Origin of the sequence: Paenibacillus sp. TAB_01 (genome assembly GCF_043945595.1) — a bacterium.
Lineage (GTDB): Bacteria > Bacillota > Bacilli > Paenibacillales > NBRC-103111 > Paenibacillus_S.
In genome coordinates this window covers 336,614-359,283 of sequence record NZ_JBIFNP010000002.1, presented here as the reverse complement: position 1 = coordinate 359,283, position 22,670 = coordinate 336,614, and the positions used below count along the sequence as shown (strand labels likewise).

The 22,670-nt window shown below is 53.9% G+C and carries 21 protein-coding genes and 1 pseudogene; all 22 read left to right on the top strand.

Features of this window, described 5'->3' with window-relative positions; genetic code table 11:
* Window positions 1-19: 19 nt before the first annotated feature.
* The 22 genes and pseudogenes from ACHHV8_RS35040 (at window position 20) to ACHHV8_RS34935 (ending at window position 22,473) form a co-directional block, all read left to right on the top strand.
* Window positions 20-1,231, top strand: coding sequence for an alginate O-acetyltransferase AlgX-related protein (locus ACHHV8_RS35040; protein ID WP_395164059.1), 1,212 nt, complete (start codon window positions 20-22; stop codon window positions 1,229-1,231).
* Window positions 1,232-1,471: 240 nt separating this feature from the next.
* On the top strand, window positions 1,472-1,786 hold the full coding sequence (locus ACHHV8_RS35035) for a thioredoxin family protein (protein ID WP_395164058.1): 315 nt from the start codon (window positions 1,472-1,474) through the stop codon (window positions 1,784-1,786).
* A 29-nt stretch (window positions 1,787-1,815) separates the two neighbouring features.
* Window positions 1,816-2,847 (top strand): zinc-binding alcohol dehydrogenase family protein, encoded by a 1,032-nt coding sequence (locus ACHHV8_RS35030; protein WP_395164057.1) that lies wholly within the window; start codon window positions 1,816-1,818, stop codon window positions 2,845-2,847.
* A 106-nt stretch (window positions 2,848-2,953) separates the two neighbouring features.
* Window positions 2,954-3,331 carry a winged helix-turn-helix transcriptional regulator gene (locus tag ACHHV8_RS35025; RefSeq protein WP_395164056.1) on the top strand — a complete coding sequence of 126 codons (378 nt, stop codon included), beginning with the start codon at window positions 2,954-2,956 and terminating at the stop codon, window positions 3,329-3,331.
* 117 nt (window positions 3,332-3,448) lie between these two features.
* Window positions 3,449-4,027, top strand: a complete 579-nt coding sequence (locus ACHHV8_RS35020; protein WP_395164055.1) for a TetR/AcrR family transcriptional regulator — start codon at window positions 3,449-3,451, stop codon at window positions 4,025-4,027.
* A 446-nt stretch (window positions 4,028-4,473) separates the two neighbouring features.
* Window positions 4,474-5,238 carry an MgtC/SapB family protein gene (locus tag ACHHV8_RS35015; protein ID WP_395164054.1) on the top strand — a complete coding sequence of 255 codons (765 nt, stop codon included), beginning with the start codon at window positions 4,474-4,476 and terminating at the stop codon, window positions 5,236-5,238.
* A 137-nt stretch (window positions 5,239-5,375) separates the two neighbouring features.
* A complete protein-coding gene (locus ACHHV8_RS35010) occupies window positions 5,376-6,137 on the top strand; it encodes a DeoR/GlpR family DNA-binding transcription regulator (RefSeq protein ID WP_395164313.1) in 762 nt (253 codons plus the stop codon).
* Between the two features lie 78 nt (window positions 6,138-6,215).
* Window positions 6,216-7,307: an alcohol dehydrogenase catalytic domain-containing protein gene (locus ACHHV8_RS35005; protein ID WP_395164053.1), complete on the top strand. Its 1,092-nt coding sequence runs from the start codon at window positions 6,216-6,218 to the stop codon at window positions 7,305-7,307.
* Between the two features lie 291 nt (window positions 7,308-7,598).
* Complete coding sequence (locus ACHHV8_RS35000) at window positions 7,599-8,651, top strand: ABC transporter ATP-binding protein (RefSeq protein ID WP_395164052.1); 1,053 nt, start codon at window positions 7,599-7,601, stop codon at window positions 8,649-8,651.
* A complete protein-coding gene (locus ACHHV8_RS34995; protein WP_395164051.1) occupies window positions 8,644-9,522 on the top strand; it encodes a carbohydrate ABC transporter permease in 879 nt (292 codons plus the stop codon). The genes ACHHV8_RS35000 and ACHHV8_RS34995 overlap by 8 nt, the downstream gene beginning before the upstream one ends.
* A 167-nt stretch (window positions 9,523-9,689) precedes the next feature.
* Window positions 9,690-10,427, top strand: a complete 738-nt coding sequence (locus tag ACHHV8_RS34990; protein ID WP_395164312.1) for a carbohydrate ABC transporter permease — start codon at window positions 9,690-9,692, stop codon at window positions 10,425-10,427.
* A gap of 45 nt (window positions 10,428-10,472) precedes the next feature.
* Window positions 10,473-11,792 (top strand): ABC transporter substrate-binding protein, encoded by a 1,320-nt coding sequence (locus ACHHV8_RS34985; protein ID WP_395164050.1) that lies wholly within the window; start codon window positions 10,473-10,475, stop codon window positions 11,790-11,792.
* Window positions 11,793-11,908: 116 nt separating this feature from the next.
* On the top strand, window positions 11,909-12,673 hold the full coding sequence (locus tag ACHHV8_RS34980; RefSeq protein ID WP_395164049.1) for a glycerophosphodiester phosphodiesterase family protein: 765 nt from the start codon (window positions 11,909-11,911) through the stop codon (window positions 12,671-12,673).
* A 140-nt stretch (window positions 12,674-12,813) separates the two neighbouring features.
* Entirely contained in the window at window positions 12,814-13,905 is a 1,092-nt protein-coding gene (locus ACHHV8_RS34975) for a phage baseplate protein (RefSeq protein ID WP_395164048.1), read from the top strand.
* A gap of 501 nt (window positions 13,906-14,406) precedes the next feature.
* Window positions 14,407-15,726: an RNA polymerase factor sigma-54 gene (rpoN, locus tag ACHHV8_RS34970; RefSeq protein ID WP_395164047.1), complete on the top strand. Its 1,320-nt coding sequence runs from the start codon at window positions 14,407-14,409 to the stop codon at window positions 15,724-15,726.
* 60 nt (window positions 15,727-15,786) lie between these two features.
* Window positions 15,787-17,364, top strand: a complete 1,578-nt coding sequence (locus tag ACHHV8_RS34965; RefSeq protein ID WP_395164046.1) for a sigma 54-interacting transcriptional regulator — start codon at window positions 15,787-15,789, stop codon at window positions 17,362-17,364.
* Window positions 17,361-17,480, top strand: coding sequence for a helix-turn-helix domain-containing protein (locus ACHHV8_RS34960; protein WP_395164311.1), 120 nt, complete (start codon window positions 17,361-17,363; stop codon window positions 17,478-17,480). Before ACHHV8_RS34965 ends, ACHHV8_RS34960 begins: the two co-directional genes overlap by 4 nt.
* On the top strand, window positions 17,477-17,686 hold the full coding sequence (locus ACHHV8_RS34955) for a hypothetical protein (RefSeq protein ID WP_395164045.1): 210 nt from the start codon (window positions 17,477-17,479) through the stop codon (window positions 17,684-17,686). The genes ACHHV8_RS34960 and ACHHV8_RS34955 overlap by 4 nt, the downstream gene beginning before the upstream one ends.
* Window positions 17,687-17,792: 106 nt before the next feature.
* The gene (locus tag ACHHV8_RS34950; RefSeq protein WP_395164310.1) at window positions 17,793-19,211 is read left to right on the top strand and encodes an aldehyde dehydrogenase family protein; all 1,419 of its coding nucleotides are present in this window, start codon (window positions 17,793-17,795) and stop codon (window positions 19,209-19,211) included.
* 131 nt (window positions 19,212-19,342) lie between these two features.
* Window positions 19,343-20,191: pseudogene (gene ahlS, locus ACHHV8_RS34945) on the top strand (AhlS family quorum-quenching N-acyl homoserine lactonase).
* 13 nt (window positions 20,192-20,204) lie between these two features.
* Window positions 20,205-21,404, top strand: a complete 1,200-nt coding sequence (locus tag ACHHV8_RS34940; protein WP_395164044.1) for an iron-containing alcohol dehydrogenase — start codon at window positions 20,205-20,207, stop codon at window positions 21,402-21,404.
* A 289-nt stretch (window positions 21,405-21,693) separates the two neighbouring features.
* Window positions 21,694-22,473, top strand: a complete 780-nt coding sequence (locus ACHHV8_RS34935) for an amino acid ABC transporter substrate-binding protein (protein ID WP_395164043.1) — start codon at window positions 21,694-21,696, stop codon at window positions 22,471-22,473.
* Window positions 22,474-22,670: the final 197 nt, after the last annotated feature.

Below are 22,670 nucleotides of genomic sequence, written 5' to 3'. Positions count from 1 at the left end.
AAGAGGGTATCCATGCGCTATGAAAAGACATTTGCATAAAAAAATGATCACCGCAGCCCTCTTTATTCTGCTGCTCTTCGCCTTCTCGATTCAAAACCTGATGGTCTCCTACGAGCCGTTAAAGCAGGTTGTGCAGTCCAGCAGCTTCCGTTTCGCCTCCTTGAAGGAGACGATCGGCAAGCTTGATCAGGCGATGAACGATTCCGTATACGGTAAGCTCAAATTTATTGAGGCTTACGGCTACACGCAAGCGCTGCTGGACAAGAACGAGGAATCTAACTTCGAGGTCGTGAAGGATACGCAGGGACAGCTGCACTACACTTACTTTACGGACAAGCCGAATCCGACGATGGAGCTGACCGAGAGGGTGAAGACGCTGAGCAGTCAGATCACAAATAAACAGGTCAAGCTGACCTATATGCTGACGCCGGACAAATACATCAAGGGCTATACCCAGTTTCCCAAGGGGATTCCTTATCATCACAGCAACGAGACGGCGGACCAGTTTCTTGGGGAGCTGAAGCAGGCCGGGGTGGATACGCTTGATTTGCGGGAAGGCTTGACGGAAAGCGGCATCCCGATTGCTGAGCTGTTCTTCCGCACAGATCACCATTGGCAGATCCAAACCGCCTTCTGGGGCTACGGGCAGCTCGTGAAGCACCTGGATGCGATGGATGGAACGAAGCTGGATCCGACCGGATTTTATACGAATATCGATAATTACAACCAGATCAAATACGATAACGCGTATATCGGCTCGATGGGGAGGAAGACGGGAAAGTATTATGCGGGCGTCGACGACTTCACGCTGATTTATCCGAAATTTAAAACGGATTATGAATTTTATTTTAAGACGAACGAGCTGGGCGGCACGTTAACCGGACGGTTTGAGGATGCGCTGCTCACAACGTACCCGCTGCATGTCGAGGGCAGTGATTACGGCCTGACGGGGGACAAATATTTTACTTACCTGTACGGCAACCAGGCCTTCGTGCATATTCGGAACAAGGATAAGCCGAACGGGCCGAAGGTTGTGTTCATTAAGGATTCGCTGGCCGTGCCGCTGATCTCGTTTTTTTCTACGATATGCTCCGATGTTTATCTGCTTGACCCCAGGTATTACAAGGAGGATATAGCGGCGTTCATTAACCAGACCGAGCTCGACCACGTATTTATTTCCTTTTCGCCGCAAAATTTGGTCACCGATTTCTTTACCTTTGGCACGAACTAAAGGTGGGACAACACCGCGAGCGCTATTTATATCTTTGAGTGGTTTGAACGGAAAAATACCGGTTTTCACCCGCACTGGGAGAGAAACCGGTTTTTTGCTGTTTGGAAAAGATGTAATGCTTATTTCTGTGGATATCCGGTGCAGATCAAAGGTAAACAGAATTTTTTTGAATTGTAAGTTGTAAAAAATAACTAAGTAATATAATATAACGTTAATGACAAGTTTAAGGAGATGGTTTTCATGAGAAGATTGAATTCGGCATCGGATTTTGAAAGCAGCATCCGGGGCGATCAAACAACAGTTGTTAAATTTTATGCAGACTGGTGCCCGGACTGTAAACGGTTGGAGCAGCATTTTGGGCAGATCGTAAGCGAATATCCGAATTTAAGCTTTTATGACATCAATGTGGAAGAACTAGAGGATGTCGCCGAGCTGCAAAATGTTCGGGGAATTCCAAGTCTGCTGGTTTTCAGAAATGGAGAGAAAGTCGCTCATTTGCACAGTGCCAATTTGAAAACACCGCAGCAAGCCCGGGATTTTTTGAATGAATTCTAATTAAAAATCACATTTAAGGGGAGAAAACCATGACAAATGAGAAAATGAAGGCCGTTGGCCTGTACAAGTATTTACCGATCGAGCATCCACAGAGCCTGATCGATGTTGAACTGGATAAACCGGTACCGGAAGGCAGGGATCTGTTGGTTAAAGTAAAGGCGATCTCGGTAAATCCTGTGGATTATAAAGTTCGTTCGCCAAAAAATCGTGAGGAAAGTGTGCCAAGGGTTCTTGGATGGGATGTTGCAGGCATTGTTGAGCAGGTGGGTTCGGATGCTGAATTATTTCGTCCTGGCGATGAAGTCTTCTATGCCGGCAGCATTACACGGCCCGGGGGAAACAGCCAGTTTCACCTTGTGGACGAACAGATTGTAGGCACGAAGCCATCCAAATTGGATTTTGCACAAGCAGCCGCTTTGCCGCTGACTTCGATAACAGCCTGGGAAAGCCTGTATGATCGGCTGGGTATTTCACGAGAAAAGGCGGACAACGGTGGCAAGACGATCTTGATTATCGGAGCAGCCGGCGGTGTTGGATCGATTGCGACACAGCTAGCCCATTATTCCGGCTTGAAGGTCATCGGGACAGCATCCCGGCCGGAATCGGCCGATTGGGTGAAGGGGTTGGGAGCGGATTACATCATTAATCATTTTGAAGCGTTCGTTCCGCAAATGAAAGAGCTTGGAATCGAGCAGGTGGACTATATTCTCTGCTTAAACAGCACTGAGAAGCATTGGACGAACATGGCCGAGGCGATTGCCCCGCAGGGCAAAATTTGCTCGATCGTCGAAACGGATGAATTGCTGAACTTGACCTTGCTTAAGAACAAAAGCGTCACGTTTGTTTGGGAGCTTATGTTTACCCGGCCCATGTATCAAACGCAGGATATGATAGAACAGCACAAGCTGTTGAATGAAGTCGCCCAGCTCGTTGACAAGGGCGTGATTCGGACAACTACGAACGAAACGCTGATGCCGATTAATGCTGCCAACCTGCGTAAAGCGCATGCTTTGCTGGAAACAGGACGCATGGTCGGAAAAGTAGTCTTGAAGGAGTTTTAAATGGCCGCAGCATAGTTATTGAATTAAGATGCAAGGGGGTCTATGGGTGTGCCCAAAAATATATATACGATGGATTGCAATATTGCACAGACGCTGAACATCCTCGGTGATCGCTGGACATTGCTGGTTCGTACATGAAATTTTGGCCGGTAAGAAAACGTTCAACGAGATCAAGCAGGGTCTGCTGACAATCTCTGCGAATATTTTATCTGAGCGTTTGAGGCAGCTGGAGGAAGATGGATTGATTGTTTCCAATTTGTATTCATCTCATCCTCCGCGTTATGAATATGAACTGACGGAAAGCGGACGCGATTTGGAGACGGTCTTTCATTCTTTCATTCTTTGGGGGGAGAAGCATTTGGAGAAATGCTATAAAAGCATAAGGCACGCTGCTTGTAATCATGAAATCGAGCTTCGCTATTACTGCCCTCACTGCCAATCGATGGTGGAAGACATTTCGATTGTTCCCGCTGAGGAAAAATAGCCGTAGTTGATATGGCGTTGTCATACTCGGATCATCGCTTTCTTCATCAGTTCAACTGAACACGATTCTTTATCGACCGTTCTCATTATGCTAAGATGGAGCGAGGAGGGCGGGATTATGGCTAGAAGCAAGGAGTTCGATGAGAACGAGGTTCTGGAAAAAGCGATGAAGCTGTTCTGGGAGCAAGGCTACGAGAAAACTTCTATGAATGACCTTGTCGAGCATATGGGGATACACCGAAGAAGTCTTTACGATACTTTTACCGATAAACATACTCTGTTTCTCAAAGCGTTGGAACGATTCGGTAACCGAAGCAACGCTCGGCTGGCGGCAGGGATTAAACAGGCTGAAACGGCTGAGCAGGCGCTTAGGCTTGTTTATGATTCAATGATTGAGGGCGAGGAGGATGCGCCGCCCGGGTGCATGATCGTGAACTCGGCAGTAGAATTGGCGGTGCGGGATGCAGAAGTGGATGCCCGAACCGCCGGCGCCTTCGGGCGCACCGAACAAACGCTGAAAGAGATCATCGCTTGGGGTCAGCAAACCGGCGAGTTTACGAACCGTGCCGATGCGGAGGAGCTGGCCGAGTACGTGCACAATACGCTGGCCGGATTAAGGGTTATGCTGCGGACCTCGGCAGCTAAAGAAAAGCTCCGCCGCATTGCTGAGTTATCTATGAGCGTGCTGCGGAAATAAGGCATAAGGAACAAGAATAAGCCGTATAGATGACGAACAGCGCTGGGATTCATTCGAGGTCACTGAAAAACTTACGGAGGGTACGGAAATGTTCTGTAGAAGCGAAAGCGTTCGCCTTTGTCCCTGGATTTCAAACGCTACAAGCGGAAGATAATCAGAGAAATACAGGGACAACAGTGATCGGAAGAATATTCCGTACTCGTAGTAATGACTTTTTCAGCGGCCTCGATTCATTCCCGGGGCTGTTTTTTTTGTTCTAAGTGCCGCGGATTTTGGGTGCAAAAAAATGAATGCGCTATCAATAAATGTATTGTCATGCGCATTTGTGCGTGATATAATCGCATTACCGAGCAATAATTACAACAAAACGAGCATAAAATGAACATAAAGCCATCCCGCTGTTCTATCTTGCAGGGTTATGGGGAAGAAGAGGGAGTGTATCCGAAGTGACGGAGAGCATCTGGCATATTACGGATTGGGATATCACGCTGCGCTTGCTTTTATCGGCCGTGCTGGGCGGGATGATCGGATTGGAGCGGGAGTGGAACCAGCACGCCGCCGGCTTTCGTACACATATCCTGGTCAGTTTGGGCGCTGCGTCGATCATGCTGCTTTCGATCTATGGCTTTGAAGCGTTCGCGCAGGAGCCGGGAGTCCGCTCCGATCCGGCCAGACTCGCCGCCCAAGTCATCAGCGGCATCGGTTTTTTGGGGGCCGGCGCCATTCTTCGCACCGGCTCGAGAATCTCGGGCCTGACGACAGCAGCCTCGATCTGGGTTGTCGCCGCCATCGGGCTGTCGGTCGGCGCCGGCTTCTGGTTTCCGGCGCTGCTGACCACTGCTCTCGTCTTCATCAGCCTGTTCGCTCTGAACAAATGGGAGAAGGCGTTCATCCGCAAATCGCGAAGCTGCGGCCTTCTGATTAAAATCCCGGATAAACCGGGAATGCTGGGAAGAGTGACGGGGCAGCTGGAGGCGCTGGGCATGCATATCAAGCATATTCAGGCGTTCCCGCTGGAGGGAGGCTGGGAAGGCGATCCGGCGTTAGCGATTGTGGAGCTGAAGCTCCAAATCGTCTCCCCGGTGGCCGGCATTACAGGGGCTTCCCTGGAGAAGCTGTCCGGCCTTCCTGACGTGCTCTTCCTGGAGATAGACGGAATGACCGAACCCATCCGCGGATTCGCAGCGAAGCGTCCTGCGCTCAAGTCCTAGCTTTACTTAATATTAACATTGGAACGATTGACAGGAAGCCTGGCGCGGGGTTAAGCTGGAATTGCAAAAACGAGCAATTATGAACATTATTATGCGTTTCGTGTTTGTTTTTATGCTTGGATGAGAGGATGAGCATGTTGCTGGCAGCTGAGAGGAAAATGAAGATCGTGGAATATGTGAGACAGCACCGGGCAGCCTCCGTCGGAGTGCTGGCCAAGGAATTCGGCGTCCATGAAGCGACGATCCGGCGGGATCTGGCGGAGGTGGAGCAGGAAGGGCTGCTCAAGCGCACGCATGGGGGCGTCATTGTGGAGAAGGTGACCCATAACGAGCCTTCCTTTAATGAGAGAACCAATGTTCAGCTGGATCAGAAGATGCGCATCGGCAAGATGGCCGCAAGTCTGGTGGAGGACGGCGATCATATCATTATCGACTCGGGGACCACGACACTGCATATCGCCAAAAATTTGGTTCACCATTCGAACCTTACCGTCGTGACCAACGATATCAATGTGGCGGCCGAGCTGAGGGATGCGCCTGGCGTGAAGGTCACGGTGACCGGCGGGGAGCTGTACCCTTCCAGCTTTATGCTCAACGGCATGTTCACCGACCATGTGCTTCGCTCGGTCCATGTATCCAAAGCGTTTATCGGCACGCCGGCCATCCACCCGAAGCATGGGCTGATGCACCCGGAAGCCCAGCTGGTTTTGGCGAAGCAGGGGATGATCGCGGCGGCGCAGGAAGTCATCGTCGTAGCCGATGACACGAAGATCGGCAAGCTGTCGCTGCATGAGGTTGCGCCCAACAGCGCCATTCATACTTTAATAACCGGTAAAGAAGTGCCCGAGTATGACATCAAGCCGTTTCAGGATTCCGGCGTCAATGTCATTACGGTATAACCTGCGGTGAATCTCTCCCGCCGCCATGCGCGGTCAGGAATTCATAATATAGATATTTCAAACGGAGGTGTTCTGTTGATGGTCACAACAACAGGAACTGTACAGTCACGAACCCTGCGCTTGACTGAGCCCCATGTCGTTCAGGAGCTTCAAGTGGACAGAAACGTTCGTCAAGGATTCGTCGTCGTCGAACCGACGATAGCCAGCATTTGCCACGCCGATCTTCGTTATTTCGGAGGTCTCAGAAGGCCCGAGATTTTAGCTAAGAAGCTGCCGATGGCGCTGATTCACGAAGGGATCGGAACGGTGGTGGGCGGAAGCTCCGAGCATCTGAAGCCGGGGCAGCGAGTCGTTATTGTTCCGTACCTTCCCGGATATTTGCTCCACGGCCTGAAGCCGGAGGAATGCTGCCCTGCCTGCAGAGGCGAAATTCCGGACAATTACTGCTCCCGCGGACGTTTCCTCGGCAGCGGCACGGACGGCATAGCCCAGAGCCGACTGGTGCTTCCGGAGCCCTGCGTCATTCCGATTCCGGATTCGATACCGGACGAAATTGCGGTGCTGACTGAGCTGTGCAGCGTTTCGTACCGGGCGCTGAGGGGAGTCAAGGATCTGCTCAGCCATGCCAGAGTCGCGGTATTCGGAGACGGACCTGTCGGCTATTTGACGGCTGCGATGCTGCATCATGCGTTTCACGTAGACAAGGACCGCTTGACCGTATTCGGCGCGATACAGGAGAAGCTGGATCAATTCACTTTTGCACAGAACGAGATGGTACAGAGCTATGATTTTCATGCCGGTGATCGGATGGATATTGTAGTGGAATGTACGGGCGGGCGGTTTAGCGAGAGTGCGATCAATCAAGGCATCGATATTCTGAAGCCGGGCGGATATTTGATTGCGATGGGCGTGAGCGAGGAATTCGTACCGATCAATACGCGGGACGTGCTGGAGAAAGGAATTACGATGTACGGCAGCAGCCGCAGCTCGGAGCGGGATTTCAGGGAAGTGCTGAAGGTGATGGAACAAGCGGACTGTCAGGAGACGCTGAGAAGGCTGATCCCGGATCAGTATACGGTAGTGAGCAAGGCAGAAGACTTTGTTGGCGCAATGGAATCTGCCTTGGCTCACAAGGACTGGAAAAAAACAATCCTCGACTTTCACTGGTGACACAGTGGAAGTCTTATAAAGGATTGTACCACAAAGCTTTTTCAAAGTTAAGCTTGCAGCGGGGATACTGCGAACAGAGGAGAAGCGCTGAACTCTTCGTTCGCCGGCTAAAATGTAAGCGCAACCATGCAGTTTGTTCAAGTTTACAAATCATTAACTTGTGTTTAACACGTCCATGACAAAAGCTTTATAGAATAAAAACGAACACAAATGAACAACGTTGCGCGAGAATAATCGAAAGAAATGACAAAAACAAGCAAATCGTGCAAGTGAACGGGGGAGGAGTACCAGTTGGCATCCATTGAATTTGTGAATGTTACACAGTCGTTTGACAAGCATGTCGTCATTCAGGATTTGAACCTGACCATCGAGGATGGAAAATTCACCGTACTGGTCGGCCCGTCCGGCTGCGGCAAAACGACCCTGCTGCGCATGATCGCGGGGCTGGACCGCCAAACCTCAGGACAGGTGCTTATTAACGGCAAGGACGTCTCCCGTATTCCTCCGGGGCAGCGCGGTGTGGCGATGGTGTTTCAAAACTATGCCATCTACCCGACGATGTCGGTGCGGGAGAATATCGAATTCGGCTTGAAGAACAATAAAGTGCCCAAAGAGGAAAGAACCCATTTGGTAGAGAGCATCAGCGAGACCGTCGGACTGCGTCCGTACCTGGACCGCAAGCCTTCGGCTTTATCCGGTGGACAGCGTCAGCGGGTGGCTTTGGCCCGCGCGATGGTCAAGAAGCCGTCCGTCTTCCTGATGGATGAGCCGCTCTCCAATCTCGATGCCAAGCTTCGCGTACAAATGCGCATTGAGCTGATCGAGCTTCATAAGAAGTTGGGAACTACTTTTGTTTACGTGACCCACGATCAGGTGGAGGCCATGTCGATGGCCGATACCATTGTGCTGATGAATCAAGGTCAAATCCAGCAAAAAGCGGCTCCCGAAGTCATTTACCGCCGCCCTCACAATTTGTTTGCGGCACAATTTATCGGTGTGCCTCCGATGAACGTAGCGGAGCTTGGCACCGACGGAGTCAAATTCGGCTTCCGGCCGGAGAGCGCGGTTCTCTCGACTGAGCCGGCCGATGCCCATTATACGGCGCGCGGACGGATCGTGACCAGGGAAATGCTCGGCTCGGAGACGATCTATCAGGTTAAGGTCGACGAGCAGCCTTTTATGGTGAAATACACGGAGGATCCTTTTATCGTCGATCAGGAGGTATTCCTTTCAGTCGATGCGTCCAAAATGTATTTCTTCGGAGCCGACGAGCACCAGATCGCCAAGGAGGATGCTTCCTATGACAGGTACATGAGCAGTCTCCGGGGGAAACGGTATGGATAAGAAACGCGTCTGGGAAGCCGCCCGCCCGTATATCATGATTCTGCCTGCCATGATCGGCAAAATTTTGTTCGTCATTTACCCGATCTTCTACTTGATTAAGCTGAGCTTGTACAAATACAACATTTTGAACAAAGCCAAAAGCAAGTTTATCGGACTGGATAACTTCAAGGAGATTTTTTCCCGGGGCGATTTCTACAATGCGCTGCTGAACACGGTTGTCTATACCATTGCAGTCGTGCTGATCACGCTGCTGCTCGCTCTGCTCTTCGCCGTATGGCTGAACAAGAAAGGAATCTTTAACAGCATTGTGCAGGCCGGTATTTTTACGCCGCATATCATTTCGATCGTATCGATCGCGCTGGTGTGGATGTGGCTGATGGAACCGAACTACGGCATACTGAACTATTTGTTCAAATCGGTCGGTCTGCCCGCGCTGCCTTGGCTTCAGAGCTCCAGCACCTCGCTGATGTCCGTCATTATCGTTTCGGTCTGGCAGAACGTCGGGTACTATACGCTGATTATCGTAGCGGCGCTGCAAAGCATTCCGCCCACGATTTACGAGGCCGCTGCGCTGGACAATGCCGGCAGGTTCAAAATGTTTTACAAAATTACGCTGCCGCTCATTTCCCCTCAGCTGTTCTTCATCCTGATCATTATGACGATCGGCTCCTTCAAGGTATTCGATACGGTCAAAATTATGACGGGCGGGGGACCTAACGGCTCGACGACGACGCTCGTCTACTATATTTACGAGTTCAGAACGACGAGCATCGGCTACGCATCGGCAACGGGTGTCGTCTTAATGGCTATCATCGCGCTGCTGACCTTCGTCTACTTCAAAGTACTGTCCAAAAAGGTTCATTACCAATAACGGCTTGATCGCTTCAATACTAACGAAAGGGAGGTGGCTATCCGGTGCTTGCGCGACTAGAACAGCGGGCAGTCAAGGAGGAGGTGCATTTGACACGGTCTTGGCGGATTCTGGGCTATGTGTGGAAAACGATCATACTCCTGGCGTTCGTGTTTCCTTTTTTATGGATGATCTCGACCTCCTTACAGACGCTGCAGGAGACGCTGAAATTCCCGCCTACCTGGTTTCCTGCGGTTCCCCAATGGAGAAACTTTGTGGAGGCGCTGAAATCCGTCTTTTTAACCTACTTCAGAAACTCCGTGATCATTACGTGCTCCGTCATTGTGCTTCAGATGGCGGTTATGATTCCGGCAGCCTACGCTTTTGCCAAATATAAATTTTTCGCCAAGGAGTTCCTGTTCGGGATCGTACTGCTTGCCTTTATGATTCCGGGGCAGGTAACGTTCATCCCGGTGTATCTGATGCTGGCCGATTTCGGCTGGATCAAAACGCTGCTTCCGCAAATTGTGCCTTTTATGTCCAATGCCTTCGGTATTTTTCTGTTAAGACAATATTTTATGCAGATTCCTCAGGAAATTATTGAATCGGCCCGTCTGGATAATGCCAGCGAGTTTCAAATTATGAAGCAGATCATGATTCCCATGTCGATGCCCGCTCTTGCGACCATTGCGCTGTTCAGCTTTGTCAGCCACTGGAACGATTATTTCTGGCCGCTCGTGATGACCGATTCCGTCGAAGTCCGGCCGCTTACCTTGGGGATTGCCACGCTTCGGGAGTCGGAGGGAATTACCAACTGGCATACGATCATGGCTGGCAACGTCATTCTGGTCGTTCCGATTCTTATCGTCTATTTGTTTGCTTCCAAGCAGATTTTGAAGGCATTCGTCTACTCGGGTATTAAGTAAGCTTTACGGCAGTTTACCTTTTAAAACAAATGGAGGAACATCCGCATGAGAAAAATAAAAAAGACGATTCCGGTAATTACCCTGGCGGCGATGATGATGTCCGGCCTATTGACGGCCTGCTCCGGAGGCGGCGGGGCCCAGGAACCGGCTGCTCCGCAATCCGGGAATTCGACCGCTGCCGCACCGGCAGGCAAAACGAAAATTCAGTTCTGGCACTCCGTTGGCGGCAAAAACGGCGAGTATCTGGATGCGATGATCAAGCGCTATAACGATTCCCAGAGCAAGGTAGAGGTGGTCGGCACCTTCCAAGGTTCTTATGACGAGACGGTGACGAAGCTGCAGCAGGCTGTAGCGGCAAGCTCGGCTCCGGATGTGACCATGCTGGAGCGCGCCTATGTGCAGATGTTCGCCGACTCCGATGTGCTGGAAGATCTGACGCCTTATATGAAGAAGACGAACCTGAGCAAGGATGATTTTACGCAGGGCTTGATGGGCCATTCCGTATTTGATAACAAACTGGTGTCCCTGCCGTTTAACCGCTCGACGCCGGTGCTTCATATCAACAAAACGATGCTGGATGAAAAAGGGCTGGCCGTACCGAAAACCTGGGAAGAGATGAAGAAGGTAGCCGACGCGCTGGTCGTCAAGGAGAACGGGGAATTCAAGCGGTACGGCATGAGCATGCCTTACGACTCCTGGTATCCGCTGGCGATGATTACGCAGGCCAAAGGGAAGTTCCTCAACGACCAAGGCACCTCGACGGGCTTCGGCAACGGGGAAGCCGCCAAAGCGTTCAAGCTGCTGAAGGATATGCAGGCGACAGGCGGGCTTTATTATCCGCCGATGCAGGATTCCGGCAATATCGTCAATCAGATGTTTACCAGCGGCAAAATCGGCATGATGTTCCAATCGACAGGCTCCATCGGGGGGATTTCCTCCAGCGTGAAATTCGACTACGTCACAGCCTTTCTGCCTATGGACCAAGTGTATGCGACGCCTACGGGAGGCGCTAACGTTGCGATGCTGGCTGATTCCAAGAACAAGGATGCCGCTTGGGATTTTCTGAATTGGGTCATGACGGATGGAAAAGGCGCCCAGCAGTTTGTCATTGACACAGGCTACCTGCCTTTCACCAAGAAGATGGTGGAATCCGATCCGGTCAAGCAGCTTTTCGCTAAAGAGCCGAACCGTAAAGTAGCTTACGATCAGCTGCAGTATGCGATTGATACGAATAAAAGCGTTGCATGGCCGCAGTTAAACCAGGAGTTCAATAAGGCGATGCAGGCCATTATGTATGACAACAAAGATATTAATGCCACGCTCGATAACTTCAAGAAGGAAGCGGAGCGCATTCTCAAAAAATAGCCTTGCCGCCGCTAAGCCCGCAGTCTGGCACGCCGCCGCCCCTACGCTAAGAGCAGTAGAGGGCGTCCGGTTCGCCAGGCCGCACTCCAACAAATCAAAGGAAGGGAACATCTGAAATGATCGACAAACTCGTCAATAATCCCGCGCTGATCGTAGCGGGACATCGGGGCTGGAAGTCCGCTTACCCGGAGAATACGCTGCTGGGCTTTCAACAGGCGCTGGAGCTGGGCGTAGATATGCTGGAGTTCGACCTGCGTTTCTCCAAGGACCGGGTGGTGGTGGTTATCCATGATGCTACCGTAGACCGGACGACGAACGGGTCCGGGAATGTCGGAGATTACACGGTAGAGGAACTGAAGAGACTGGACGCGGGCGGATGGTTCGGCAAAGCCTTTGAGGGCTTGAAGATTCCGACCTTTGAAGAGCTGTGCGAGCTGCTTGCGGCCTATCCCGACGTGCTGCTGAACGTCGAGGTGAAGCCGAGCCCGGACGCCAAGGAAGTCGTGGATGCGGCCGTAACGATGCTGGATAAGTACGGCTATCTCCCGCGCTGCGTGTTCACCTGCTTCGATGCGGAGACGCTTGCGTACATGCACGACGCGCATCAGCTAAAAACACAGGGCTTCCCCGGCGAGCTGATGTCCAATTATGTGTCCGGCCCCGAAGGTACCGTATCCAAAATGTGGGCCGTCGGCCTCAACATGAAGCTGCTGACGCCGGAGCGGGTGAAGGAATACGAGGAGCAGGGCATTCTGCCTTGGTGTTATTGCCCTGACAGCGAGCAGCAGGTGTATTACGCGCTCGGCTGCGGCTCCACGATGATGACCGTGAACAACCCGCTGCCTGCCATGCAGATCCGCGAGCGGAACGCTTTGAAGTAAGCTTTTGCTGAGTAGTGAAGATGGCTGCAGATGTTGCCGCACCTCAGACCGACTTGGACCTCATACATCTTACGCCGGATGGCCGCCCGGGCATGACCGGGCTCGGCCAAGCTTGTACAATCCTCCGGAGGTGTTCAAAGATGAATTTTGCTCGACAAGAACATAACCAAGCGATCCAAAAGCCGGCAAGCAAACGGCGGCTTCTTAAAGTAGCGGCGCTGACGGCCGCCCTTGGCCTGCTCCTGTCCGCTGCGCCCGGCGTTCAGGCGGCCCATTCGCCGCTCCACTCGAAAATGTTCGACCTCTCCGCCCCGGCATCTACGCTGATTCAGGATAAAGAGCTGCATAACGGAACTGTGCTGCAGTCGTTTGCGTTCGATAACGTAAACCAGCATATTTATCTGGTTCAGCTGATGGCCGGCGGGCAGCAGCTGCCCGGCGAAACGGCTCCCGTGTCCGGAGCGGCACGGGACCTGAACGGGGACTTGGCTTTGACCAAGCTGGACATGTCGGGCAACGAGCTCGGCTATATGTTCCTTAAGGGCTTCGGCCATGGGGTGCAGATCGGCGTGGAAACCGTCGGGGATACCGCTTATTTATGGACGGAGACGGACTCGGTCCCAGGCAGCGACAACCACGGCTGGGGGACGCAGCTGGCCCGGTTCGCCTTTGAGGACGGCAAGGTTTTGACGCCGAGCTCGCCGGAGCTTGAAAAGTTCAGCCCGGTGGAAGGTGCGGACCGGACGACGGTCAACATCGATCCGGCGAACGGGCTGCTGACGATGAGGTACCGGATCGACAATGCGTTTCGCTATGGCGTCTATGAGCTGGCGAAGGTCAAGCAGCATGTGTATGAGCCTATCGCAGATGTGCCGCAGCCGAGTGTAGGCACCTTCCAGGGCTTTGCCTCCTACGGCGGCTACCTGTACCTGCTGGAGGGAACGTCCTACGGCTCCAGCGGCTCGACCGCGCCTGTCGGCAATACGTACATTACCGCCGTGAACCTCGGCACAGGAGCGGTGGCCGATAAGCAGCTGATTTCGGCGGGAAATTCGCTGACCTTCAGGGAGCCGGAAGGCATGGCGATTCATCTGCCTAATGCGAAGCATCCGCAGAAGGCGGAGCTGTCCTTCGGATTCGCTTCCAGCTTCACACCGCTCCGTCTAGCCAACATTTACTCGCTGAACCGGCTGCTGCCGGAGCAGGCGATCAAGCATTGCGAGAACGACTAATTGCCAAAGCTATAGCATAAATCGGAGAGCATCGGCCCGCAGGCCGGTGCTTTTTGTTATGCGGCATAGGAGTTGGGCAGTTCAAGAACTCATGAGTTCACAAGATGATGCGCAGCGTCAGTTCTCTGGGACAGAGCATACCTCAACAAGTAATCGGTGTAAGCCCGCAGCTTGAAAACTCCCCCGGATTCAGCGCCTTCAGCGGGGAAGCGTCATTCGTTTTGCAGCGGGCTTGTTCAGCTGAAAGGCCGGGCGGTGACGAACGGCTTATGGCGCCACTTCTTTTCATTCGGCCTCATAGTAGTGTAACATGAGAATATAAAGCATCGATCTGGCAGAAGGAATGATCCGGCAGGAAGTGCCCCACCGGCGCTGTAGGGCCCATGGACTCGACCGGCTTACCATGCAAAGCCGCAACACGCGCTTCGGAGGGTTTCGCCCTTCGGGGTGAAAGATAAAGGCCCGAGCAGGGAATCACTTTGGCGGAAGAAGGTGATCTTGATGTATCTTGAAGCTGCCTTGGTTCAAACACAGCAGCTGAAGCTGAATACGAAGCTCGTGCAGGGGCTGGAGCTGCTTCAGATGTCCACGGTCGAGCTGACCGCTTATTTGGAAAAGCAGGCGGAGGACAATCCGCTGATGGAGCTGACGCTGTATCCCGGCCCCAGCCGAGTAGGCAGGGCGAAAGGTTCTCGGCAGGCTTCTTCAGAAAGCGCTTCCAATGATTGGCTGCTCCAGTCCATCGCAGAGCAGGAGGACACGCTTGAGCGCACGCTGACAAGCCAGCTGCGCCTGAGCGGCCTGTCCGCTCAGGCCTGCAGGATGGCGGCGTGGATCGCCGGGAGCCTCGACGACAGCGGCTATCTTGCCGTAAGCCTGGAGGAGCTGGCCGGGCAGGCGAAGCGGCCCGTCCGGGAGCTGGAGGCGGCGCTGGCGCATGTGCAGGCGCTCGAGCCGCCCGGCGTAGGGGCACGATCGCTGCGGGAGTGCCTGCTGCTGCAAATCCGCAGGGACCCGAATGCGGATACCTGGGCGGGCCGTATCGCAGACGGGCATTTGCCTGCCGTCGCCGCCGGGAAATATACGGCGATTGCGGAGGCGTTGGGGCTATCGGTGGAGGCGGTGAAAGCCTCCGTTCAATATATACGCACCTTGAACCCGCGGCCGGGCCTCGCCTGCGGTCAGCGGACGGAAGCGGGGGTGGAGCCGGACGCACGGGTTTGGATTGCGGACGGCAAGGTGCAGATTCGGATGAATGAGGCCAGCTATCCGAAGGTATCGCTGGATGACGGTTATCTCAGGCTGCGAAGAGAGAGCGGCTGTGAACAGACGAAGCGGTTCGTCAGCCGGTATGTCCCGCAGGTCCAGTGGCTGATTCGCAGCCTGGAGCGGAGACGAGCGACGATCAGCCGGGTTATCGCTGCGGTGATGGAGGCCCAGCGGCCGTTCCTGGAGTCAAGCGGGGAGCCGCTGCTGCCGCTGGATTTGAAAGCGGTATCCGAGGAGGTCGGCCTGGATCTGTCTACGGTCAGCCGGGCAGTAAAGCATAAGTTCGTGCAGACGCCTCGGGGCGTGTATCCGCTGAAGTTTTTTTTCTCCGGCAAGCTCCCTTCCCTGCTGGAGCCGGAGGCGTTTGTGTCGTCGCACAGCATCAAGGCCCGCATCCTGCAGCTTGTCCGCGAGGAGGATAAAAGCAAGCCTTTATCGGATCAGCAGCTGACGGATGCGCTTGTCCGGCAGGGGATTCAAATTTCCAGAAGAACCGTTATGAAATATAGAGAGGCGATGCATATCTTATCCTCGCGCTATAGATCGACCTAGTCGCAACCCGGAATCTGACGACGGAAACAATATTTTTATGATAAAGGAGGATGAAGCGTCATGACGGAGTCGGTCGCAGTCCATTTGTGGGGAAACATTATTTCCTCCATGCATAACGGCGTCATTGTCGTCAATGCCGATAACCGGATTCTGCTGATGAACGAGTCCGCGCAGCGGCTGCTGCAGGTGCAGGACGACGCTTGGGTGGGACGAAGTATCGTGCAGCTGATCCCCCACTCCAAAATGCATGAAGTGCTGAGCGGAGGGGAAAGCTCCATTGGGGAAAAAATGGTCATTTCCGGCCGCGCCTGCATGGTGAACAGAACGCCGCTGTACGAGAACGGGGAGCGGGTTGGGGCGGTCGCCGTCATCCAGGACATCTCGGAGATGGATCATTACCGAAGTCTGCTGCAGCAGATGGAGTCGGTCATTGAATTTTCGACGGACGGGCTTTATGTAGTGGATAAGGACGGCGTGACGATACAGGTCAACACCGCCTACGAGGAAATTACCGGCTTCCGCAGGGAGGAGCTGATCGGCCGCCGCATGAAGGATTTGATATCGGACGGATATTTCGATCAGTCGGTCTCCCTGCTGGTGCTGGAGAAACGGCAGCGCATCTCGATCCTGCAGCGCATCGGCGGCAAGAAGGATGTGATCGTCACGGGCAATCCGGTATTCGACGAGCAGGGAGAGCTGGAGATGATCGTCACCAGCGTCCGTGACATCACGCACCTGAACGGTTTGCGGCAGGAGCTGGAGAAGGCGCGCACCTTTTCGCAAATGCAGAACAACCGGTACACGATTCATAGCGGGGATACGGAGCAAAGCTTCATCTTTCACAGTCCCCCGATTCGAAAAGTATACGAGCAGATTCAGCAGGTTGCCCCCTACCCGACCAGTATTTTGCTGTACGGGCCCTCGGGAACGGGCAAGGAGGTGCTGGCGCACCTGATCCATGATTTGAGCGAGCGCAAGGAGAAGCCTTTTATTCAAATCAACTGCGGAGCTATTCCTGAGCCGCTGCTGGAATCGGAGCTGTTCGGATACGAGCCGGGCGCTTTCACGGGTGCGAGCCGCAACGGAAAAATCGGCTTGCTGGAGCTGGCCGACCAGGGCACCGTCATGCTCGATGAAATCGCAGAGCTTCCGCTGGCGCTCCAGGTTAAGCTGCTCCGCGTGCTTCAGGAGAAGCAGCTGCAGCGTATCGGCGGAACGAAGCCGCGCCGGTTGGACATCCGTATCGTAGCGGCGACGAATCAGGATTTGCGCAAGCAGATCCAGGCGGGCAGGTTCCGCGAGGATTTGTTTTACCGTCTGGCGGTCGTCGAGATCGCGATTCCGTCCCTGGCGGAGCGGCAGGAGGATATCGGACCGTTAACGGACCATTATTTCGCTTATTTTTGCCGGCAGTACCGGATCGACAAGCAAATTTCGCAGGAGACGAGGCAGGTGCTTCAAAACTATCATTGGCCCGGCAATGTCAGGGAGCTGCGCAATTTGATCGAGAATATGATCGTCTCGGTTCCTTCCAGGGTGATTGAGCCTGTACATTTGCCGCCGCATATTCAGGATCGGAGTCAGCCGGATGCAGGCGTTTCTTTGAAGGAAAGGGTGCAGCAGTTCGAGCGAGGCTGATTCAGGAGGCTATCGGCAACCATCAGTCGATCCGCAAAGCGGCTGAACAGCTCGGTATCGATCACTCCACCCTGGTCAAGAAGATGCAGCGCTGGGAAAAAGAGAAGCGGGCATGATTTCGACCGATGCCGCAGCGGCGGTGAAAAATGTCCGCAGGACGGTGAATGAATTCACCGCCTGTCCTAGCGCAGTCAATAGCATAAAAGAGAAGTCGATGGTGAAACATTTCACCATCGACCTGATTACGGTCTGCCGGAGAGCGGCGCAGAGGCCGCAGCGCTCCCGAAATGCAGAGCTGATTTACGCCTTGGATCAGGCATGAGAAGAGAAGCAGGCGGCTCTCGCCGGCTTTTTTGTATGATTGGCACGATTTTTGCTTGTAATTATAAATGTGCAGCCATAGGAAAGGAGGGGCATCGGTGGAAACGATGACCAAAGGGATTTTTGTTAACGGAGTATGGCAGGTAAAGGAACGCACGTATCCGCTTTATGCGCCTTATGACGGCAGGCTGCTCGCCCACATCAGCAAGGCGGATGCCGGAGATGTACGGGAAGCGATAGCCGGGGCGCACAGCGCATTCGACGTCATGCGGAAGCTGCCGGCGTATCGGCGCTCGGAAATTTTGGCGAGCGTGGTGCTCCAGCTCAAACAGCGGAGGGAGGAAGCGGCCCAGCTGCTGTCGCTCGAGGCCGGCAAGCCGATTCGCACCGCCCGCGCCGAGATCGGGCGCACGATTACTACCTACGAGTTCGCTGCGGAGGAAGCGAAGCGCATCTCTGGCGAGACGATTCCTATGGATGCGGCGCCTGGAGGAGAAGGACGGGTCGGCTTTACGTGGCGTGAGCCTCTGGGCACTGTCGTTGCGATCTGCCCGTTCAACTTCCCGTTCAACCTGGTAGCCCACAAGGTGGGGCCGGCTATCGCGGCGGGCAATACCGTCGTGCTCAAGCCTGCGGAGCAAACGCCGCTGAGCGCGCTGTTCATCGCCGAGCTGTTCCGGGAAGCCGGGCTGCCGGACGGAGCGCTACAGGTAGTAACCGGAAGCGGGCGCGAGCTGGGCGATGCGCTGGTGGAGGATGAGCGCGTCAAGAAAATTACGTTCACGGGCAGCTCGGAGGTCGGCAAGCGGATTAAAGCCAAAGCCGGGCTTCGCAAGGTGACGCTGGAGCTGGGCTCCAACTCCGGCTTGATCGTGGAGCCGGATGCCGCGCTGGATGCGATTATCCCGAGATGCGTAGAAGGAGCCTTCGCGTTCGCGGGGCAGGTATGCATTTCGCTGCAGCGCATTTATGTCCACGAATCAATCTATCAGGAGTTTACGGACCGGTTTATCGAGCAGACGAAGCAGCTTCGCGTAGGCGACCCTTCCGACGAGCAGACGGATGTCAGCTCAATGATTCACGAGCGGGAGACGGAGCGGATTCACTCGTGGGTGCAGGAAGCCGTTGAAGCCGGGGCGCGGATCGGTTATGGGGGCCGCCGTGAGAATTCAGTCTATTTGCCCACGGTGCTGCTGGATGTGAAGCGGGAGATGGCCGTTTCCTGCAAGGAAGTGTTCGCCCCGGTCGTATCGATCGTCGCATACAAGCATTTGGAGGAAGCGATCGAAAGCGTCAACGATTCCGTATACGGCCTCAATGTCGGCATCTATACGCAGAACCTGACGACCGCTTTCCGGGCTGCGAAGGAGATTCAAGCCGGCGGCGTGATCGTCAACGATATACCGACGTTCCGGGTCGACCACATGCCGTACGGCGGCGTGAAGGAAAGCGGCTACGGGCGGGAAGGCATCAAATATGCCGTGCAGGAGATGACCGAATTAAAATTTGTAACGATGAAGCTCTAAGCCTTGCTCTTTAATTGTTTCTAAAATTAGTAACCTGGAACGATAGATACATGAATGAATCCGGATCACCGAAAGTTAACCGAAATTTGTATTGCCAAAACAAATCAAGCAAATCATGGGAGGCCTGTCGGATGTCGAATATTATTAAAGCACGCCCTAAGCTGTATGTGATGGATAACGGCCGTATGAGTATGGACAAAAACTGGATGATCGCCATGCACAATCCCGCGACGCTCGCTAACCCGAATGCGCCGGCGAAGTTTGTTGAGTTTCCGATCTACACGGTGCTGATCGACCACCCGGAAGGGAAAATTTTGTTCGATACGTCCTGCAATCCGGACTCGATGGGCGTGGAGGGCCGCTGAACCGAAACGACGCAGCAAACGTTCCCGTGGGTAGCGAGCGAGGAGTGTTACCTGCACAACAGGCTGGAGCAGCTGAAGGTGCGGCCGGAGGAAATCAAATATGTAATTGCCTCCCACCTGCATCTGGATCATGCCGGCTGCCTTGAGATGTTCACGAACGCAACGGTTATCGTCCATGAGGACGAGTTCAACGGCACGCTGCAGTCGTATGCCCGCAACCAAAAAGAAGGCGCTTACATTTGGGCGGATATCGATGCCTGGGTCAAAAATCATCTGCAATGGAAAACCGTCAAGCGCACCGAAGATAACCTTCAGCTGGCCGAAGGCATTACCGTGCTGAATTTCGGCAGCGGCCATGCATGGGGGATGCTGGGGCTGCACATCGAAATGCCTGAAACGGGCGGCATTATTCTAGCTTCCGACGCTATCTACACCGCGGAAAGCTATGGACCGCCGGTGAAGCCGCCGGGTATTATTTATGATTCGATCGGTTACTCGAATACAGTTGAGAAAATTCGTACCTTGGCCAAACGGACGAATTCCCAGGTATGGTTCGGCCATGACGCCGACCAGTTTAAACAGTTCCGCAAATCGACAGAGGGCTATTACGAATAGGGAGGGAGACCCCATGACGTTATCCAAGCTGGTGTTTACTCCGCTGCAATATATCGGGTGGGGAGCGCTGGAGCAGCTGGGTCCGGAGGTTGCGAAGTTCTCGCCCTCACGGATTTTGCTGATTACCGATGCGATCCTGGAGAAATTGGGGGTTATTGAGCCGATAGCCTCCAAGCTGAGGCAACAGGGCTATGGGGTGACGCTGTACACCGATACGGTTCCCGAGCCGCCGCTCGCAGTCGGCGAGCAGCTGGTTCAATATACGCGCGACGGCGGCTTCGATCTGGTGATCGGCGTCGGCGGGGGCAGCGCGATGGATCTCGCGAAGCTGGCTGCCGTATTGGCCGGGCACGAGGGCCGGGTGGCCGACTATTTGAATTTGACGGGCACCCGTAAGCTGGAGCATAAAGGGCTGCCCAAAATTTTAATTCCGACGACCTCGGGAACCGGCTCCGAAGTGACCAACATCTCGGTGCTTTCGCTCGCAACGACCAAGGATGTCGTCACCCACGACTACTTAATGGCCGATGCGGCAATCGTCGATCCGCAGCTGACCGTATCCGTCCCGCCCCGGGTGACCGCGGCGACAGGCGTCGATGCGCTGACCCATGCGATTGAGGCTTATATCTCGGTGAACGCGAATCCGACCACCGACGGACTGGCCCTGCAGGCGATCCGCCTGATCAGCGGCTCGCTTCGCAGAGCGGTGCATGACGGGCAGGACCGCCAAGCGCGCATCGATATGAGCTACGGCAGCAATATGGCGGGCATCGCCTTTTTCAATGCGGGCGTTGCCGGCGTCCATGCGCTCGCGTACCCGCTCGGCGGCCAGTTCCATCTGTCCCACGGCGAGTCCAATGCCGTTCTGCTGCCGTACGTTATGGGCTATATCCGCAGCAGCTGCCGCAAGCGGATGGCGGACATTTTGCAGGCGATGGGCGGTTATGCGAGCTATCTCTCGGAGGAGGAGGCTTCGCGCAAGTGCGTGGAGGAGCTGGAGCGCCTCGTGAAGGACGTCGGCATTCCGAACACGCTGCGCGGATACCAAATCCCCGAAAGCGCCCTGGACAGCCTGACCGAAGACGGCGTTCAGCAGAAAAGGCTCCTTGCGCGCAGCCCGCTGCCGCTTCACCGGGAGGACATCCGGATCATTTATCAAGCCGCCTATGACGGGACGGTGGCCGAGCCGAAGACGGCCCCGCCGGTTTCCTAGAAGGCAGCAGCGTTTCCCCTCAAGGAGCAGCCCCTTACGGAAATCATGGCAATAATTCATCATTTACCGGAAAAGCATTGACCGTCGGTCAATGCTTTTTATTTTTTACCGCACAGGAAAATTTGAATTATTCGAATCCAAAGCGTTATCTCGGAATTTTCAATAGGAAATCATTTACTGGTAAGGGGGCACTCGACACTTTTTGACCATGTATGATATCATGTAATTCTTGATAAAGTGGTAACGCAGTAAAGTACATGATATTTATTCAAAGGTGGTTTAGGCATTCATGAAACGTTTTGCAGCAATGGTAATGGTTATTACGCTTGTCTTATCCGTTGTTACGGGCTGCTCCAGCTCCAAGGGCTCGGCGGACGCCGGGAAAAAGCTCGTAATTGGTATCGACGACAAATTCGCGCCGATGGGCTTTCGGGATGAGAAGAACGAAATCGTCGGCTTTGACATTGATTATGCCAAAGCGGCTGCCGAGAAAATGGGCATGACGCCGGAATTTCAGCCTATCGACTGGAAAACCAAAGAGTCCGAGCTGTCGAGCGGACGGATCGATTTAATCTGGAACGGCTATACGATTACGGATGAGCGCAAACAGAAGGTTTTGTTCACAAAGCCGTATCTGAAAAATGCCCAAGTGGTGGTCACCTTGGCGAAATCGAACCTGACCAAGCTGGACGATCTGGCCGGTAAAGTCGTAGGGCTGCAGTCGCTTTCCTCTGCCGCCGACGCATTGAATGAAAGCCCGGTCAAAGCGAAGGTCAAGAACGTAACGGAATATGCGGACAATGTGCTCGCGCTGAGCGATCTGAAGATTGGCCGCGTCGATGCGGTCGTAATTGACGAGGTAGTTATCAAATATTATATGTCCAAAGAGCAGGGAGCCTTCAAGCTGATGGACGAGTCGCTGGCGCCGGAGGAATACGGCATTGGCGTGAAGAAGGGGAACGAAGCGCTGCTGCAGAAGCTGCAGAAGGCGCTGGACGATATGAACCAGGACGGAACGGCCGCCAAAATTTCGCAGAAGTGGTTCGGCGAAGACAAGGTTTTGAAGTAAGCCATACGGCAAATTGAATGAAAAGAAGACGAAACGGATTTCTACTGGAAATCCCGAGCTTGTCGAGCAACCCTGACTTTGTGTGAAACTCCGGTGGGGTATCCTCCTCCAGCCGCTGTTGAAACCCGTGAATTGGATGAAATTTAAAGGTATTTTCACGGATTTCAAAGGCGGACGTAAACTAAGCGTTTTTCGTA